The following is a 17447-nucleotide window of genomic DNA, read 5'->3' on the forward strand; positions in this document are numbered from 1 at the left end:
AAGCTTGATGTCGAACACATCACCAGATGTTTCGGCGGTCATAGCGAGAGGGAAACGCCCGGCCACATTCCGAACCCGGAAGCTAAGCCTCTCAGCGCCGATGGTACTGCAAGGGGGACCTTGTGGGAGAGTAGGACACCGCCGGACTTCACGTAGACGAAAGGGTCATCCGACGACGGATGACCCTTTCGTGCGTTACACGGGCATCACCGAGGAGTAGACATGCCGAACGACGGAGACAACGACCGCCCCGAGGGCGGGTCACGACCGCGCGGCGGCGACGATAGGGCTCGTGGGCGTGACGGGGCGCGTCCCCGATACTCCGACAGCTCATCCCGCGACCGGCGTCCCCGTGATGGGCGCCCGCAGCGAGACGGTGACCGTCGTCCGTATCAGCGTGATGACCGCAACTCGGGTGAGCGTCGTCCGTACTCCCGTGATGACCGGAACTCGGGGGAGCGTCGTCCGTACCAGCGGGACGACCGCAACTCCGGTGACCGTCGCCCCTACCAGCGTGATGACCGCAACTCGGGTGAGCGTCGTCCGTACCAGCGTGATGACCGGAACTCGGGTGAGCGTCGTCCGTACTCCCGTGATGACCGGAACTCGGGTGAGCGTCGTCCGTACTCCCGTGATGACCGGAACTCGGGGGAGCGTCGTCCATACCAGCGGGACGACCGCAACTCCGGTGACCGTCGCCCCTACCAGCGCGACGACCGGAACTCGGGTGAGCGTCGTCCGTACCAGCGTGATGATCGGAACTCGGGTGAGCGTCGTCCGTACTCCCGTGACGACCGCAGCTCCGGCGACCGTCGCCCCTACCAGCGGGACGACCGCCCGCAGCGCCGTCCGCAGAGCCGCGACGGTCAGGCCGGACCGCGCCGCCCCTACGACCGCGACAGCCGACCCGCGCGTCCGCGTCACGACGATGGCGGCGCGTCGCGTCCGCCCGAGCACGCTCGCGTGCCCGATCCGTTCCTTCCCGAGGACATCACGGCGCGCGATCTCGCGCCGGCGGCCCGCAACGAGCTGAAGACCCTCAGCAAGGAGAACGCGGAGCGCGTCGCACGTCATCTCGCGATGGCGTCGCGCCTGATCGACGAGGACCCGCAACTCGCCCACGAGCACGCCCTCGCCGCGGTGCGACACGCAGGCCGCATCGGCGTCGCCCGGGAGACGCTCGCGATCACGGCGTACGCGAACGGCGACTTCGCGCTCGCCCTGCGCGAGCTGCGCACGCAGCGGAGGATCACGGGGCGCAACGACAACGTCGCGCTCATCGTCGACAGCGAACGCGGCGTCGGGCGCCCCGAGAAGGCGCTCGAGGAGGGCCGCGCCGCCGACCGCGAGGCCCTTGACGTCGCGGCGCGCGTCGAGCTCGCGATCGCGATGTCGGGTGCGCGTCTGGATCTCGGTCAGACCGAGCTGGCCCTGCACGAGCTCGACATCCCGGAGCTCGATCCCGATCGGGCGTTCGAGTGGAGCCCGGGTCTCTTCGCGGCGCGCGCGAACGTGCTTGAGGACCTCGGCCGCACCGATGAGGCGGCGTCGTGGCGCCGCCGGGCGGAGGTCGCCGAGGAGGCGCTCCTCGCGCACCGCGGCGCAGACGAGGACGACTTCATCTTCGTCGACGACACCGACACCGAGGCGCTCCCGGCCGAGGAGGAGCACGCGGCCGACGACGTCGCCTCCGAGCAGGAGCCCGCAAGCGAGCAGGAGCCCGCCGCCGCTCCCGAGCCGGCAGAGGAGCCCGAGCGCGAGACGGCAGTCGAGCCCGAGCCCGAGCCCGAGCCCGAGCAGGACTTCACGATCGAGGACGAGGTGTCCGAGATCCTGATCGCCGCCGGGATCGAGGGCGCCGCCGACGCGACGCCGGACGACGCCGCTGCCGCCGAGCCGGACGCGACACCGGTCGACACCGAGGACGCCGAGTCCGAGGCGCGCGGAGAGCAGCAGCCTGCACCTGAGGAATCGACGACGGAGGATGACCGCCCCGATGGCGCTCTTTTCTAAGCGGACGGATGGCCCCGCACCCATCGAGGGGGTCGACGTCCTCCTCGCCGACCTCGACGGCGTCGTCTACGCCGGCCCCGGGCCGCTGCCGCACGCGGTCGAGAGCCTGAACCGTGCGACGAGCGAGGGCCGCCGGCTCGGGTTCATCACGAACAACGCCTCGCGGACGGACGCGTCCGTCGCCGCTCACCTGAGCGAGCTTGGCATCCCCACCGCGCCCGACGACGTCGTGACGAGCCCTCAGGCCGCCATGCGCCTGCTCGCGGAGCGCGTGCCGGCAGGCTCGACCATCCTCGTCGTGGGCGGGGAGGGCCTCGTCGTCGAGGCCGAGAAGGCCGGCTATGTCGTCACCCGCAGTGCCGAGGACGCGCCGGCGGCCGTGGTCCAGGGCTTCGCACCCGAGGTGGGCTGGACCCAGCTCGCGGAGGCCGCGTTCGCCCTCGCTCTTCCGGAGGAGGAGGGTGGCATCCCCTGGATCGCGACGAACACCGACTGGACGATCCCGCAGGCGCGAGGCGTCGCGCCGGGAAACGGCACGCTCGTGTCGGCCGTGCACACGGCCGTCGGGCGTCTCGCGACGGTCGCCGGCAAGCCCGAGGCCCCGATCTTCCACGCGGCCGTCGCACGATTCTCGGCGCAGAACCCGCTGTTCCTGGGCGACCGGCTCGACACCGACATCATGGGCGCGCAGGCTGCCGGGATGGCGTCGGCGATCGTGCTGACGGGGATCGACCGGCCCAAGCACATCCTCGCCGCGCCGTCTCACTCGCGCCCGACCTACATCCTCAGCGACCTGCGCGAGCTCTTCGAGCCGTATCCCGTCGCCCGCGTGAAGGGCGACACGGTCTGGGTCCGCGACGCTGCCGTGCGCATCGACGGACCCGACGTGCACATCGTGAGCGAGGGAACGCGCGACATCGACCTGCTGCGTGCGGCGTCGAAGGCGATCTGGGACACCGGCCGCCAGATCTTCGGCTTCCGCGTGCCCGAGCGCCTCTACGAGGACCGCTTCCGCCGCGGCTAGTCTGAACGGGTGACGGATCAGGACCACGGCGCAGAGCTCGTCAGCCGGCTCAGGGTGATCGAGGATCAGCCTCTCGCCGAGCGGGCGAGCGCGTACGCGGCCCTGCACGACGAGCTGGCCGCGCGGCTCGAGTCCGCTCCTCGCGACGGCACCGCGCCCCGATGACGCAGCGACTCGACGCGGCGCTCGCCGAGCGCGGCCTCGCGCGCTCGCGCACGCACGCGGCGGGCCTCATCGCGGATGGCGCGGTGCGGGTCGAGGGCGAGATCGTCACGAAGGCGTCGGCGAGGGTCGACGACACGACGCGCATCGAGGTGGACGCCGCCGATCAGTGGGTCAGCCGCGGCGCCCACAAGCTCATTCACGCGCTCGACGCGTTCTCGATCGAGGTCGCCGGCCGGGCCGCGCTCGACATGGGAGCGTCGACCGGCGGCTTCACCCAGGTGCTCCGCGCGCGCGGAGCGTCGCCGGTCATCGCCGTCGACGTGGGCCACGGACAGCTTGCACCAGCGGTCGCGAGCGATCCCGAGGTGCGGGCGGTCGAGGGCTTCAACGTGCGGTTCATGACTCCGGAGCGGCTCGCGGAGGCCAGCGGCATCGCGGCACCGCCCTCCGTCGTCACGGGCGACCTGTCGTTCATCTCGCTCACGCTCGTCCTGCCATCCGTCGCGTCGGTGGCGGCAGACGGCGCCGACGTCGTCCTGCTCGTCAAGCCGCAGTTCGAGGTGGGGCGCACCGGCATCCGCGGCGGTGTCGTGATCGACCCCGCCCTCCGCATCGACGCCGTGCGCGGCGTCCTGCGTGCCGCGTGGAGTCTCGGTCTCGGCACCCGCGCGGTGCGCCGTTCGCCGATCGAGGGCGCGCACGGCAATGTCGAGGTGCTTGTGCACATCTCGCCGGGCCGCGGAGCGGATCCGACAGAATGGGAGGACACGATCGTGACGGAGGCGGGAGGACGATGACGCAGCGCAGGATCCTGATCGTCGCCCACGCGTATCGCGAGGACACGGTGCGCGCCGCGGTGCGGGTCGTGAACGCCGTGCGTGCCGAGGGCGCCGTCCCGGTGCTCGCCCCCGACGACCGTGCCGAGCTGTCCGCGATCGTCGCCGAGCTCGCCGACGTCCCCGCTCTCGGCATCGACGTGGCCCTGACCGAGATCGACATCGCGATCGTGCTCGGCGGAGACGGCACCATCCTGCGCGCGGCCGAGCTGGTGCGCGGTGGCACGGCGCCTGTCCTCGGCGTCAACATGGGGCACGTCGGCTTCCTCGCCGAGATCGAGCGCGACGACATGGACGAGGCCGTCCACCGCGCGATCATCGGCGACTACGCGGTCGAGGAGCGCCTGGCCCTCGCCGTCATCGTGAAGGACGACGACGACCGCGTGGTCTACGAGACGTGGGCCCTGAACGAGGCGGCGATCGAGAAGGACCAGCGCGAGCGGATGATCGAGGTCATCATCGAGGTCGACCGTCGGCCGCTCACGGCGTACGGTGCGGACGGCGTCGTCGTCGCGACTCCGACGGGATCCACGGCGTACAACTTCTCCGCGGGCGGGCCCGTCATCTGGCCGACCGTGCAGGCGATCGCCGTCGTGCCGCTCTCGGCGCACACGCTGTTCTCGAAGCCCCTCGTTGTCGGGCCCGACCACGCCGTCGCGGTCGAGCTCAAGGACGACTCGGCGGGCACCGGCGTCCTCTGGTGCGACGGGCGCCGGTCGCACCCGCTCCCGCCCGGCGCGCGCGTCGTCGTGCGGCGCTCGCCGAAGCCTGTGCTGCTCGCCCGCCTGCACCCCGCCGCGTTCACCGACCGGCTCGTCCGGAAGTTCAAGCTGCCGACCGAGGGATGGCGCGGCCCGAGCGAGCACACGCCCACCGAGACCCTCACGCTGCCGAGCCTGGAGGCCCACGAGTGATCGAGGAGATGCGACTGCGCGACCTCGGCGTGATCGCCGAGGCGACCCTGCCCATGGGCGCCGGGTTCACGGCGATCACGGGCGAGACCGGTGCGGGCAAGACCATGGTGGTGACCGGCCTCGGGCTGCTGCTCGGCCAGCGCGCCGACTCGGGCGCCGTGCGCGCGGGGGCGGCGCAGGCTGTCGTCGAGGGCGTGTGGATCGTGCCGGAGACCGGCGCCGTCGCCGAGCGCGTGCGCGACGCCGGCGGCGACCTGGAGCCGATCGGCGACGGCAGCGCCGAGCTGTATCTCTCGCGCACGCTCGCCGCCGAGGGGCGCAGTCGTGCGAGCGTGGGCGGCCGCGCCGCCCCGGCCGGGGTGCTCGCCGACCTCGCTGATGCGCTCGTCGTCGTGCACGGCCAGACCGATCAGCTGCGTCTCCGCTCGGCGGCCGCTCAGCGCGACGCGCTCGACCGCTTCGCGGGAGCGCCCGTGCGCGAGGCCCTCGAGGCCTACCGGGGCGCATGGCATGCGCACCGCGAGCTCGAGCGCGAGCTGGAGACCCTCACGACCGAGCGCACCGCGCGCGAAGCCGAGGCGGAGTCCCTGCGCGCGACCCTCGCGGAGATCGAGCAGATCGCCCCTGTCGAGGGCGAGGACGTGCAGCTCGCCGAGCGCGCCGAGCGGCTCGCGAACGCCGAGGAGCTGCGGTCTGCGGCGGCGCTCGCCCGCGAGGCCCTCTCGAGCGAGGAGGGAGCTCCGGATGTCTCGGGGCTCGTGAGCGAGGCGCGTCGCGCGCTCGAGCGCGCGGGCGACCCGGCGCTCACGACCCTGGCGGAGCAGATCGCCGACCTCGGATACCGGGCGGCGGACCTCGCCGTCGAGCTCTCGGGCTTCCTCGCCGATCTCGACGAGACCGGGCCGCAGGAGCTGGCGGCGGTCGAGGAGCGCCGGGCCGCCGTCGGCTCTCTCGTCCGCGCTCACGGGTCGCTCGACGCCGCGATCGCCCTCCTCGAGACGGGCTCCGCGCGGCTCGCGGAGCTCGACGACGACGGAGACCGGATCGAGCGGCTGTCCGCCCAGCGCGAGGAGTCGCGTGCCGCGCTCGACGCCGCGGCAGCGACGCTCACCGCGGCGCGCCGGGAGGCGGCGACGCGCCTCGGCGACGCTGTCACGGAGGAGCTGCACGCCCTCGCGATGCCCGACGCGCGCCTCGTCGTGGAGGTCTCGCCGGGCCAGGAATCGGCGACCGGGCGCGACGACGTCGCCTTCCTGCTCGCTCCGCACCCCGGAGCCGAGCCGCGCTCGGTCGCGCGCGGCGCGTCGGGCGGCGAGCTGAGCCGCGTGATGCTCGCGATCGAGGTCGTGATCGCCGAGACCGACCCCGTGCCGACGTTCGTGTTCGACGAGGTCGACGCGGGCATCGGCGGCGCCGCGGCGATCGAGGTCGGCAAGCGCCTCGCGCGCCTCGCGCAGTCGTCGCAGGTGATCGCGGTGACCCATCTCGCGCAGGTGGCGGCGTTCGCGAGCAACCACCTGAGCGTGGTCAAGGCCAACGACGGGTCGGTCACCCGCTCGAGCGTGCAGCGTCTGGAGGGCGCAGAGCGGGAGGCCGAGATGGCACGGCTGCTCTCGGGACTGGCCGACTCGGACGCTGCGCTGACCCACGCGCGCGAGCTTCTCGCGCTCGCCCACACCGCCGTCTGACACCGCCCGCGAGGTCGCTCTCGCCCGCGCGCCGGGAACGTGGCACGATAGCCCGAAGGATGCCGGGCGCGGCGCCTCCCGTCGGCCGCGACAAGCATCCGCCGCTGGGAGCACACTGCGAGCGGCACGCCCTCCTCCCACCCCGGACTGTTAGGATCGAAGCCCGTGATGCAGACTCCTGAGGCACGGCGCGACGACACCACCAAGCAGATCTTCGTGACGGGCGGTGTCGTCTCCTCGCTCGGCAAGGGGCTCACGGCCGCGAGTCTCGGGAACCTCCTCACCGCACGCGGGCTGCACGTGGTCATGCAGAAGCTCGACCCGTACCTCAACGTCGACCCCGGCACGATGAACCCGTTCCAGCACGGCGAGGTCTTCGTCACGGACGACGGCGCCGAGACCGACCTCGACATCGGGCACTACGAGCGCTTCCTCGACATCAACCTGTCGCAGGCCGCGAACGTCACGACGGGCCAGATCTACTCGCAGGTCATCGCGCGCGAGCGCCGCGGCGAGTACCTGGGCGACACGGTGCAGGTCATCCCGCACATCACCGACGAGATCAAGCGACGCATGCGCCTGCAGGCCGAGGACGAGCCGCGTCCCGACGTCATCATCACGGAGGTCGGCGGCACGGTCGGCGACATCGAGTCGCAGCCGTTCCTCGAGGCGGCCCGGCAGCTGCGCCACGAGCTCGGTCGCGACAACGTGTTCTTCGTGCACGTGTCGCTCGTGCCGTTCATGGGCGCATCCGGCGAGCAGAAGACGAAGCCCACGCAGCACTCGGTGGCCGCGCTGCGCCAGGTCGGCATCCAGCCCGACGCGCTCGTGCTCCGCAGCGATCGCCCTGTGAGCGAGAGCAACCGCAACAAGATCGCCCTCATGTGCGACGTCGACATCGAGGGCGTCGTGAACACGGTCGACCTCCCGAGCATCTACGACATCCCCTCGACGCTCAACGAGCAGGGCCTCGACGCCTACATCGCGCGCCGCCTCGGCCTCGCCGAGAAGGCCGGCGATGTCGACTGGACGCGCTGGGGCCGCGTCCTGCACGCGGTCCACAATCCGAAGCACGAGGTGACGATCGGCCTCGTCGGCAAGTACATCGACCTGCCCGACGCCTACCTCTCGGTGACCGAGGCGCTCAAGGCCGGCGGATTCGCGCAGGAGACCAAGGTCAACATCCGCTGGATCCCGTCGGACACCTGCGAGACGCCCGAGGGCGCCAAGGAGCAGCTGTCGTCGCTCGACGGCATCTGCGTGCCCGGCGGATTCGGCATCCGCGGCATCGAGGGCAAGCTCGGAGCGCTCCGCTTCGCACGCGAGCAGGGCATCCCGACGCTCGGCCTGTGCCTCGGCCTGCAGTGCATGGTGATCGAGTACGCCCGCGACGTGGCCGGCATCGCCGACGCGTCGTCGACCGAGTTCGACCCCGAGACGACCGCTCCCGTCATCGCGACGATGGCTGAGCAGGTCGACATCCTCGACCGCGGCGACCTCGGCGGCACGATGCGCCTCGGTCTGTACCCCGCGCGCCTCGCGGACGGCTCGCTCGCCGCCGACCTCTACGGCGCCCCCGAGGTCCAGGAGCGCCACCGCCACCGCTACGAGGTCAACAACGCCTACCGGGCGCAGCTCGCCGAGGCGGGGCTCGTGTTCTCCGGCTTGAACCCCGACCTCGACCTCGTCGAGTTCGTCGAGCTGCCGCGCGACGTGCACCCGTACTACATCGCGACCCAGGCGCACCCCGAGCTCCGCTCGCGCCCGACCGACCCGCACCCGCTGTTCCGCGGGCTCGTCGGCGCGGCTGTCGAGCGCAGCCGGGCGAGCGAGCTGTTCGACGTCGAGAACGCCTGATGACCGAGGAGCTCCGAGACGAGGCCCACGAGGTCGAGATCGTCGAGAGCGAGGTCGCGTTCCGCGGCATCGTGTGGGACATCGTCTCGGAGCGCTTCGTCTACGGCGACGACCAGCTGACGCGCCAGTACCTCGCCCATCCCGGGGCTGCGGCGGTCGTCGCACTCGACGCGGACGAGCGCGTCCTGCTCATCCAGCAGTACCGCCATCCGATCGGCGAGCGCGACTGGGAGCTCCCCGCCGGGCTCCTCGACGTCGCGGGCGAGAGCCCGCTCGAGGCCGCGCAGCGGGAGCTCGCCGAGGAGGCCGACCTCGAGGCCGCGGACTGGCAGGAGCTGAGCGCCGTGCATCTGTCGCCGGGCGGCACGTCGGAGCTCATCCACCTGTTCCTCGCACGCGACCTCACTCCGACGGAAGGCGCGTTCGAGCGCGAGGGCGAGGAGGCCGACATGCGCGTGGAGTGGCTCCCCCTCGAGGAGGCCGTGCGCGCAGTCGTCGAGGGGCGGTTCCGGAACGCGACCACGGGCATGGGACTGCTGCTGACCGCGGCGCGGCTGCGCGGCGCCTAGGACGCGACGTGCGTCTCGAGCGCGCCGTCGACGCGTATCTGCGGCACCTCACGATCGAGCGCGGCCTGTCGGAGCACACGATCGCGGCGTACCGCCGCGATCTGGAGGGCTATGCCGCGTGGCTGCGCGCGAACGGAGTCGACGATGCCGACGCCGTGACCCCCGCGATCGCCGCGGAGTTCGCGGCGGCGCGGGCCGGGGAGAACCCGCCGCCCGCTGCCTCCTCACTCGCTCGCCTCCAGTCATCCGTGCGCGGTCTGCACCGCTTCCTCGTGCGCGAGGGCCTCGCGGCCGACGATCCCGCCCAGCGGCTGCGTCCTCCGAAGCAGCCGCAGCGGCTCCCGAAGGCCCTGACGATCGAGCAGGTCGAGCGCCTGCTCGCCGCGCCCTCGCCCGACGAGCCCCTGGGCATCCGCGATCGCGCCCTGCTGGAGCTGCTCTACGCGACCGGCGCCCGCGTGTCGGAGGCGATCTCCCTCGATGTCGACGACCTCGCGTCCGGCGACGTGCTGCGTCTGCGCGGCAAGGGCTCGAAGGAGCGCATCGTGCCGGTGGGGTCGTTCGCGCGCGCCGCAGTGGATGCGTACCTCACGCGCGTGCGCCCCGAGCTCGCGGCGAAGGGGAGGGCCACCGCGAAGCTCTTCCTCGGCGCCCGCGGCGCCCCGCTCTCGCGGCAGAGCGCGTGGCTCGTGATCCAGGCGGCCGCGGAGCGCGCGCACCTCGAGGCGCACGTGTCCCCGCACACCCTCCGCCACTCGTTCGCGACGCACCTCCTGCAGGGCGGCGCCGACGTGCGCGTCGTGCAGGAGCTCCTCGGCCACTCGTCGGTCGCGACCACGCAGATCTACACCCACGTCACGGTCGACACGCTCCGCGATGTGTACGCGACAAGCCATCCCCGAGCGCTCTGACCGGAATATCACGGGTCGGTAACGAAGTCCTCCGCGATAAGAGGAATCGGCGCTGCGGCGACACATCCTCAGTGAGAGCGCCTCCGCAGATCATCCTCCAGACGGATGCCCCGCGGGTCGCGCGCTTGGAACGATGGCAGGACACAGCACCGCGCGCTCGCCGCGCCTCGACGCAGGGACCATGATGCGAACCACACGCCCTCTCACGCTCGTCGCCTCGGCGGCCATCCTCACCGCGACCCTCGCGGGATGCTCGCAGCAGGGCGGCGGTGAGCCCGAGCTCTCGTGGGAGGACTCGCCCCTCAACGAGTACACGGCGGCCGTGTACGGCAGCGACCTCTCGCCCGAGGAGCAGCAGAAGCAGATGGACGAGCAGACGCGCGAGATCGAGGAGCGCACCGCGGAGTGCATGCAGGCCGAGGGCTTCGAGTACGTGCCCAACCTGCAGAACGGCGGCGTGGTCTTCGAGGACGACGGGGTCTGGGACCCCGAGTCGCGCGAGTGGGTCGCGCAGTACGGGTACGGCATGTTCAACGACCCGTGGCAGGACCAGCCGCAGCCCGAGCCGGAGGAGTACGTCGACCCGAACCAGGAGTACATCGAGTCTCTGTCGGAGTCGGAGCAGCTGGCCTACAACGAGACGCTGTACGGCGAGCAGCCGTCCGAGGACGAGATGAACGACCCTGAGTTCGACTGGGACGCGTTCTACGAGACCGCCGATCGCGGCTGCAACGGGGAGGCGTCGGACGAGGTGTACGGCTCGAACCTCTGGGACAAGCTGTACGAGGAGTTCGAGCCGCTCATGACGAAGATGGACGAGCTCTACACGACCGTCCAGGAGTCGCCCGAGATGGTCGAGCTCGACGCGGAGTGGGCGTCGTGCATGGCCGACGCGGGCCACGCGGGCTACACGAAGCAGGCGGACCCGATGAACGAGCTCTCGGAGAAGCAGAACGCCTTCTACGAGGAGCAGAACGCCGCGTACGAGGACTTCGACTTCGAGAACGCGAGCGAGGAGGAGCTCGCGGCTCTCGAGGAGCAGAGCGACCCCACGCAGACGCCCGAGTGGAAGGAGCTCGCCGAGAAGGAGATCGAGATCGCGCTCGTCGACCTCGACTGCCGCGAGAAGACCGACTACCGCGACGCGAGCCTGCGCATCCAGTTCGAGCTCGAGGAGCAGTTCATCGCCGACAACAAGACCGAGCTCGAGGCGTACAAGGCCGCTGCCGAGCAGGCGAGCTGAGCGGTGCGCGCACGGGATCTTCGCATGGAGGGGCGCGAGAAGAGCGGCGGGGACGAGCAGGACCGAGAGACAGAGCTCGTCCCCGCAACATCCGACGCCGCCTCGACGGACGCGACGTTCGACGAGGTCGTCGAGCAGGCGGCCGTCGAGGAGGCGCCGGCCGAGAGCACGCAGGGACGCGCCGCCGGGTGGGGGCGCGTCATCCGCGGCAACAAGGGGCTGTGGATCACGGCGGCCGTCGCGGTCGTCGCGCTCGCCGGGGGCCTCGCCCTCGGGCGCTTCGTGATCTCGCCGCTCGATGCGGCGGCAGGGGCGGGGGCGCCGGACCCGGGCCTCGTCACGGTGCCCGTCGAGTTCGGCGCGCTGAGCAACGACGTCACGCTGCGCGGCGACGTCGGCTACACCGACGCGGTCGAGCTCAAGATCGACACGTCGTCGTTCACGGGGGCCGCCATCGTGACCGGGCAGGTGCCCGAGGCGGGCGCGGAACTCGACAGCCTCTCGATCGCGCTCGAGGTGACCGGGCGGCCGGTCATCGTGCTGCCGGGGGAGCTGCCGGCCTACCGCACGCTGCGCGTGGGGGTCTCCGGCCCCGACGTCATCCAGCTCAAGGAAGCCCTCACGGCCGTCGGGATCGGTGTCGGCGACGTCGCGTCCGATGTCTTCGACGAGGCGACGGCGCTCGCGGTGGGCGAGCTCTACAACCAGGCCGGGTACCCGGCTCCCGAGCCCGAGGAGGGCGTCGCGGAGGCGGTGATCGCGGCCGAGGAGGGCGTGCGGATGGCCGAGCAGTCGCTCGCGGACGCGCGCAAGGCCCTCGCGACGGCGGGCCAGGGCCCGTCGGACATCGAGATCCGCGAGGCGGACAACCAGATCGCGAGCCTGCACCGCCAGATCGCCGCGGCCGAGGGGGCGGGTGAGGATGCGAGCGACCTGCGCGATCAGCTCGCGGTCGCGGAGCTGCAGCGACAGGCCCTCGACGCTCCCCGCGACACGAGCGCCGAGCAGGCGATGGTCGACAGCGCGATCGCCGGTGTCGAGACGGCGAACGCCTCGCTCGCCGAGGCGCGCGAGTCGGCGCTGCCGTTCCTCCCGGCGAGCGAGGTGCTCTACCTGCAGGAGCTGCCGCGCCGCGTCGACGCCGTGAACGTCGAGCGCGGCGCCGCGCTCGAGGGTGCCGCCATGACGGTGTCCGGCGCGTCGGTCGAACTCACGGGCACCGCCGCTGCCGCCGACGTCGAGCTGCTCGAGGTCGGCGCCGAGGCGACCTTCGAGCTACCGGACGGCGCCGAGCACCGCGCGGTCATCGCCGCGATCGAGCCCGCGGAGGACGGCGGGCGGACGAAGATCTCCTTCGAGCCCGACCCGCTCACTCCCGAGCAGATGGAGCAGGTGCAGGGCACGAACGTCCGCATCAACGTGCCGGTCGGCGCGACCGAAGGCGAGGTGCTCTCGGTGCCGTACGCGGCCCTCACGGCGGGCCCCGGCGGCGACTCGCGCGTCGAGGTCGTCACGGGCGACCCGCGTGACGGCGAGAGCGCCGAGACGCGTCTCGTGACGGTCGAGACCGGCCTCGCCGCGGGCGGCTACGTCGAGGTGACCCCGGTCGAGGGCGAGCTCGAGGAGGGCGACCTCGTGGTGGTCGGCTCGTGACCGACCCCATCGTCGAGCTGCGCGACGTGACCCGCTCGTTCCCCGGGCCGCCGGAGGTGCAGGCGCTCAAGGCCGCATCGCTCCGGCTCGAGCAGGGCGAGTACGCATCGATCGTCGGGCCGAGCGGCTCGGGCAAGTCGACCATGCTGAACATCCTCGGTCTCCTCGATCGTCCGACCGTGGGGGAGTACCGGCTCGCGGGCGCCCTCACCGGCGATCTGACCGAGGACGAGCGCGCCGCCGTGCGCGCGCAGTTCATCGGCTTCGTCTTCCAGGCGTTCCACCTCATGCCGCGCCGCACCGTGCTCGACAACGTGCTCATGCCCATGCTCTACAGCGGCGTGCCGCGCGCCGAGCGCGAGGCGCGCGCAGAGGCGGCCCTCGACCGCGTCGGGCTGGGGCACCGCAAGTCGTTCTTCCCCGGCACGCTGTCGGGCGGCGAGCGGCAGCGCGTCGCCGTCGCGCGCGCGGTCGTGAGCGGGCCCCGGCTGCTCCTCGCGGACGAGCCGACCGGCAGCCTCGACCAGAAGACCTCGCGCGAGGTCATGGAGCTGTTCGAGGAGCTCAACGCCGACGGTCTCACGCTCGTCGTGATCACGCATGACCAGGGCGTGGCCGAGCGCGCGCGCCGGAGCATCCGGATCTCCGACGGCCGGCTGAGCGAGGTCGCATGACCGCCGTCGAGACCGAGACGCCGGCCGAGGAGTCGCCGTCCCGCCGCCGTCGGCTGACCTGGCGCCGGCGGCGGCCCTCTGCCGACGGCCCCGCACCCTCGCGCGCGGTCGACCTCGTGCGCCCCGTCGCGCGCGCCGACCGGTTCACGGCGAGCGATCTGTTCCTCGAGGCGACCACGGACATCGGGTCGCGCCCCGGTCGACTCATCATGACCATCCTCGGCACCGTGCTCGGGATCGGCTCCCTCGTCGCCACCTGGGGGTTCGCGCAGACGGCGGCCGCGCAGATCGCGAGCCAGTTCGACGCGGTCGCCGCGACGCAGGTCTCCATCGCTCCCGCCGAGGCGTCGAGCGGGCCCGACGGCCGGACGGGGGCGCTCGGCACGATCCCGTGGGATGCCCCGGACCGGCTCGAGCTGCTCGCCGGTGCCGAGGCGGCGGCTCTCATCTCGGAGGTGCCGCTCGAGGAGGCCGCCATCACGGCCGTGCCGCTCAACGACCCGTCGGCGCCGGCGACCGCGCCGCCGCCGCTCATGGCGACGTCGGCCGGGCTGCTCGACGTCGTCCGCGGCGAGATGCTCACGGGGCGCATGTTCGACGAGGGGCACGACGTCCGCGGCGACCGCGTGGCCGTGCTCGGCGCGCGTGCCGCAGAGCGTCTCAGCATCGCGCGCGTCGACCGACAGCCCTCGATCTTCATCGACGGCCTGGCGTACGCCGTGATCGGCATCGTGGGCGAGACGCAGACGCGCGGCGAGCTCCGGGATGCCGTGATCATCCCCGACGGCGCCGCGCGCGCCGACTTCTCGCTGCCCGCGCCCGCCGAGGCCGTCGTCCGGATCGCCGTGGGGGCGGGGCCCCAGATCGCCGATCAGGCGCCACTCGCCCTGGCACCCGACGCTCCCGACACGCTCGACGTGCGCGCGCCATCCGCCGGATCGGACCTGGGCGATGCGGTGCAGTCCGACGTCAACATCGTGTTCGTCATCGTCGGCGCGGTGTCGCTGCTCGCCGGCGGACTCGGGATCGCGAACGTCACGCTCCTGTCGGTCATGGAGCGGGTCGGCGAGATCGGCCTGCGGCGCGCGCTCGGCGCCACCCGCCGGCAGATCGCCGCGCAGTTCACGGTCGAGTCCATCGTCATCGGCCTGCTCGGCGGGCTCATCGGGGCCGCGCTCGGGGTCCTGTCCGTCGTCGTCGTGGCCGCGACACAGCAGTGGACGGCCGTGGTCGACCCGCTCGTCGCCTGCGCGGGCGTCGTGCTCGGCGCAGTCGTCGGATGGCTGTCGGGCTGGTACCCGGCGCGTCGTGCCGCGCGGGTCGAGCCGGTCAACGCGCTCCGCGGCGCCTGACACGCGCCGCGGGAAGGGGCCCGGGCACCGGCGACCCCGACCCGCGGCGTCGGCTCACCGGGTCGGGAGAGAGGGCGATTAGACTCGGACAGGTCGTATCGAGACCAACCAGGACAGTGAGAGCAGGGGATTCGGTGGCGCGCAAGGCCCAGCAGGACGAGAGACCGATCGGCCCGACCGGTCGTCCGTACCAGGGGTTCCCGACGCCGCCGAAGCTCGACAGCCACGGCCCTGCCCGGATCATCGCGCTCTGCAACCAGAAGGGCGGCGTCGGCAAGACGACCACGACGATCAACCTCGCGGCCTCGCTCGCAGAGTACGGGCGCAAGGTGCTCGCCGTGGACTTCGATCCGCAGGGCGCCCTGTCGGCGGGCCTCGGCGTGCAGACGCACGACGTGACGACCATCTACGACCTGCTTCTCGAGCCCAAGCGCGACGCGCACGAGGCGATCGTCCACACCGCGGTCGAGGGGCTCGACATCATCCCCGCGAACATCGACCTGTCGGCGGCCGAGGTGCACCTCGTGAACGAGGTCGCCCGCGAGATGATCCTCGCGCGCGTGCTCCGCGGCATCGCGAACGAGTACGACGTCATCCTCGTCGACTGCCAGCCCTCGCTCGGCATCCTCACCGTGAACGCGCTCACGGCGGCGCACGGTGTGCTCATCCCGCTCGAGTGCGAGTTCTTCGCCCTGCGCGGCGTCGCGCTCCTCATCGAGACGATCGACAAGGTGCGCGACCGCCTGAACCCGGCGATCGAGCTCGACGGGCTTCTCGCGACCATGTACGACTCCCGCACGCTGCACTCGCGCGAGGTGCTCGACCGCATCGTCGAGGCGTTCGGCGACAAGGTGCTCGAGACGGTCATCGGCCGCACCGTGAAGTTCCCCGACGCGTCGGTGTCGGGCGTGCCCATCACGGAGTTCGCACCCGAGCACCCGGCGGCTCAGGCCTACCTCCGGCTGGCACGGGAGCTGGTGGCCCGTGGCGCCGTCGCCTGACGCGGCGCACGACGAGACTCCGCTCGCCCCGCGCGCGGAGGAGGCAGACCCGGCCGGGGCCGCGGAGCAGGACGGAGGCGGCGGCTTCCGCGTCTCGCTCGGGAACTTCGACGGGCCGTTCGACCTCCTGCTGACCCTCATCTCGAAGCACGAGCTCGACATCACCGAGATCGCGCTGAGCAGGGTCACCGACGAGTTCATCGCGTATCTGCGCGATCTCGGGCCCGAGGAGGACCTCGACCAGGCCAGCGAGTTCCTCGTCGTCGCCGCGACGCTGCTCGACATGAAGGTCGCGGGGCTCCTTCCGCAGGGCGAGCTCGTCGACGCCGAGTCGGTCGCGCTGCTCGAGGCGCGCGATCTGCTCTTCGCCCGTCTGCTGCAGTACCGCGCGTTCAAGGAGGCGTCCGGATGGTTCCGGGCGCGTCTGCAGGCCGAGGACGGGCGCCACGCACGCGCCGTGCCGCTCGAGGAGAAGCATCGCGCGAAGACCCCGGAGCTCATCTGGACGCTCACGAAGGAGGAGTTCGCGGCGCTCGCGATGCTCGCGTTCGCCCCGAAGGCCCTTCCCCATGTCGGGCTGGACCACCTGCACGCGCCGCTCGTGTCCATCCGCGAGCAGGCCGCGATCGTCGTCACGCAGCTGCGCTCCCGCGAGAAGATGAGCTTCCGGGAGCTCGTCGCGGGGGTCGATCAGATCGGCGTCGTCGTCGCGCGGTTCCTCGCGGTCCTCGAGCTCTACCGGCATGCGGCCATCAGCTTCGAGCAGCTCGAGCCGCTCGGCGAGCTCACCCTCACCTGGACATCCGAGCAGTGGTCGGATGAGATGCTGGCGAGTCTGGGGGCCGACTATGACCGCTGAGCGCGGAGCAGGACGGAAGCGGATGGCCGAGGCAGGAGGGCGAGGATGAGCGACGAGCAGACGGAGACGGCGGAGCGCGTCGACGCGCCGGCGGGCGGCACCGTGACGCAGCGTCTCGAGGCCGTGCTGATGATCGCCGACGAGCCGCTCAGCGTCGTGAGCCTCGCGACGGCAGTGGGGGCGCCCGTGCCCGCCGTGCGCCAGGCGATCGAGACGCTCGTCGCGGACTACGACGGCGCAGCGGGCGGCCCTGTGCGCGGATTCGAGCTGCGCGAGGTCGGCGGCGGATGGCGGTTCTACGTGCGCGAGCAGTTCGACGACCTCGTCGCGGACTTCGTCGGAGGCCAGGCGCCGGCGCGGCTCTCCCAGGCCGCGCTCGAGACGCTCGCGGTGATCGCCTACAAGCAGCCCGTGACGCGCTCGCAGGTGGCGTCCATCCGTGCGGTGAACGTCGACTCCGTCGTGCGGACGCTGCTCGCGCGCGGGCTCATCACCGAGCTCTATGCCGACCCGGAGACGGGCGCGGTCAACTACGGCACGACCGACCTGCTGCTGCAGCAGCTCGGGATCAACTCGCTCGACGAGCTGCCGCCGATCTCGCCGCTGCTCGATGACGGCGCCGACGGGTTCGACGAGCTCACCGCATGAGGACGAACGGCCCGCCCCGTCGTCTGTCTCTTCTCCGGCC

Annotated in this window: 17 protein-coding genes and 1 rRNA gene; 17 read left to right on the top strand and 1 reads right to left on the bottom strand. The window is 72.1% G+C overall.

The features are described 5' to 3' along the window. The first annotated feature begins 30 nt into the window (after positions 1-30). A 5S ribosomal RNA gene (gene rrf, locus ACOWU6_RS07060) occupies positions 31-147 on the top strand. Positions 148-330: 183 nt separating this feature from the next. Here the strand turns inward: rrf and ACOWU6_RS07065 are convergent. Further along, on the bottom strand, positions 331-924 hold the full coding sequence (locus ACOWU6_RS07065) for a hypothetical protein (protein WP_421075231.1): 594 nt from the start codon (positions 922-924) through the stop codon (positions 331-333). 39 nt (positions 925-963) lie between these two features. On the opposite strand from ACOWU6_RS07065, the gene ACOWU6_RS07070 reads away from it, so the two are divergent. From ACOWU6_RS07070 to scpB, 16 genes are all read left to right on the top strand, one after another. Continuing rightward, positions 964-2013, top strand: coding sequence for a hypothetical protein (locus ACOWU6_RS07070; protein WP_421075232.1), 1050 nt, complete (start codon positions 964-966; stop codon positions 2011-2013). Beyond that, complete coding sequence (locus ACOWU6_RS07075; RefSeq protein ID WP_282979244.1) at positions 1997-3037, top strand: HAD-IIA family hydrolase; 1041 nt, start codon at positions 1997-1999, stop codon at positions 3035-3037. Before ACOWU6_RS07070 ends, ACOWU6_RS07075 begins: the two co-directional genes overlap by 17 nt. Positions 3038-3046: 9 nt before the next feature. Then, positions 3047-3202 carry a hypothetical protein gene (locus ACOWU6_RS07080; protein ID WP_271173390.1) on the top strand — a complete coding sequence of 52 codons (156 nt, stop codon included), beginning with the start codon at positions 3047-3049 and terminating at the stop codon, positions 3200-3202. Beyond that, entirely contained in the window at positions 3199-3999 is an 801-nt protein-coding gene (locus ACOWU6_RS07085; RefSeq protein ID WP_421075233.1) for a TlyA family RNA methyltransferase, read from the top strand. Before ACOWU6_RS07080 ends, ACOWU6_RS07085 begins: the two co-directional genes overlap by 4 nt. Next, a complete protein-coding gene (locus ACOWU6_RS07090; protein WP_271173388.1) occupies positions 3996-4952 on the top strand; it encodes an NAD kinase in 957 nt (318 codons plus the stop codon). The genes ACOWU6_RS07085 and ACOWU6_RS07090 overlap by 4 nt, the downstream gene beginning before the upstream one ends. Further along, entirely contained in the window at positions 4949-6640 is a 1692-nt protein-coding gene (gene recN, locus ACOWU6_RS07095) for a DNA repair protein RecN (RefSeq protein WP_421075234.1), read from the top strand. The genes ACOWU6_RS07090 and recN overlap by 4 nt, the downstream gene beginning before the upstream one ends. Positions 6641-6808: 168 nt before the next feature. After that, the gene (locus tag ACOWU6_RS07100) at positions 6809-8497 is read left to right on the top strand and encodes a CTP synthase (protein WP_271173386.1); all 1689 of its coding nucleotides are present in this window, start codon (positions 6809-6811) and stop codon (positions 8495-8497) included. Further along, positions 8497-9066, top strand: coding sequence for an NUDIX domain-containing protein (locus tag ACOWU6_RS07105; protein WP_271173385.1), 570 nt, complete (start codon positions 8497-8499; stop codon positions 9064-9066). Before ACOWU6_RS07100 ends, ACOWU6_RS07105 begins: the two co-directional genes overlap by 1 nt. A gap of 8 nt (positions 9067-9074) precedes the next feature. Continuing rightward, the gene (xerD, locus tag ACOWU6_RS07110) at positions 9075-9977 is read left to right on the top strand and encodes a site-specific tyrosine recombinase XerD (RefSeq protein WP_282979230.1); all 903 of its coding nucleotides are present in this window, start codon (positions 9075-9077) and stop codon (positions 9975-9977) included. Positions 9978-10158: 181 nt separating this feature from the next. Continuing rightward, positions 10159-11220 carry a hypothetical protein gene (locus tag ACOWU6_RS07115; protein ID WP_282979229.1) on the top strand — a complete coding sequence of 354 codons (1062 nt, stop codon included), beginning with the start codon at positions 10159-10161 and terminating at the stop codon, positions 11218-11220. 24 nt (positions 11221-11244) lie between these two features. After that, positions 11245-12873 (top strand): hypothetical protein, encoded by a 1629-nt coding sequence (locus ACOWU6_RS07120; RefSeq protein WP_421075235.1) that lies wholly within the window; start codon positions 11245-11247, stop codon positions 12871-12873. Beyond that, positions 12870-13547: an ABC transporter ATP-binding protein gene (locus tag ACOWU6_RS07125; RefSeq protein ID WP_271173381.1), complete on the top strand. Its 678-nt coding sequence runs from the start codon at positions 12870-12872 to the stop codon at positions 13545-13547. Before ACOWU6_RS07120 ends, ACOWU6_RS07125 begins: the two co-directional genes overlap by 4 nt. Next, positions 13544-14899, top strand: a complete 1356-nt coding sequence (locus ACOWU6_RS07130; protein WP_421075236.1) for an ABC transporter permease — start codon at positions 13544-13546, stop codon at positions 14897-14899. Before ACOWU6_RS07125 ends, ACOWU6_RS07130 begins: the two co-directional genes overlap by 4 nt. A 134-nt stretch (positions 14900-15033) precedes the next feature. Continuing rightward, positions 15034-15900: a ParA family protein gene (locus tag ACOWU6_RS07135; RefSeq protein ID WP_271173379.1), complete on the top strand. Its 867-nt coding sequence runs from the start codon at positions 15034-15036 to the stop codon at positions 15898-15900. After that, complete coding sequence (locus tag ACOWU6_RS07140) at positions 15884-16759, top strand: segregation and condensation protein A (protein ID WP_271173378.1); 876 nt, start codon at positions 15884-15886, stop codon at positions 16757-16759. Before ACOWU6_RS07135 ends, ACOWU6_RS07140 begins: the two co-directional genes overlap by 17 nt. A gap of 45 nt (positions 16760-16804) precedes the next feature. Continuing rightward, on the top strand, positions 16805-17407 hold the full coding sequence (scpB, locus tag ACOWU6_RS07145) for an SMC-Scp complex subunit ScpB (RefSeq protein WP_282979226.1): 603 nt from the start codon (positions 16805-16807) through the stop codon (positions 17405-17407). Positions 17408-17447 lie beyond the last annotated feature (40 nt).

Origin of the sequence: Microbacterium sp. SA156 (assembly GCF_049065455.1) — a bacterium.
GTDB lineage: Bacteria > Actinomycetota > Actinomycetes > Actinomycetales > Microbacteriaceae > Microbacterium > Microbacterium barkeri.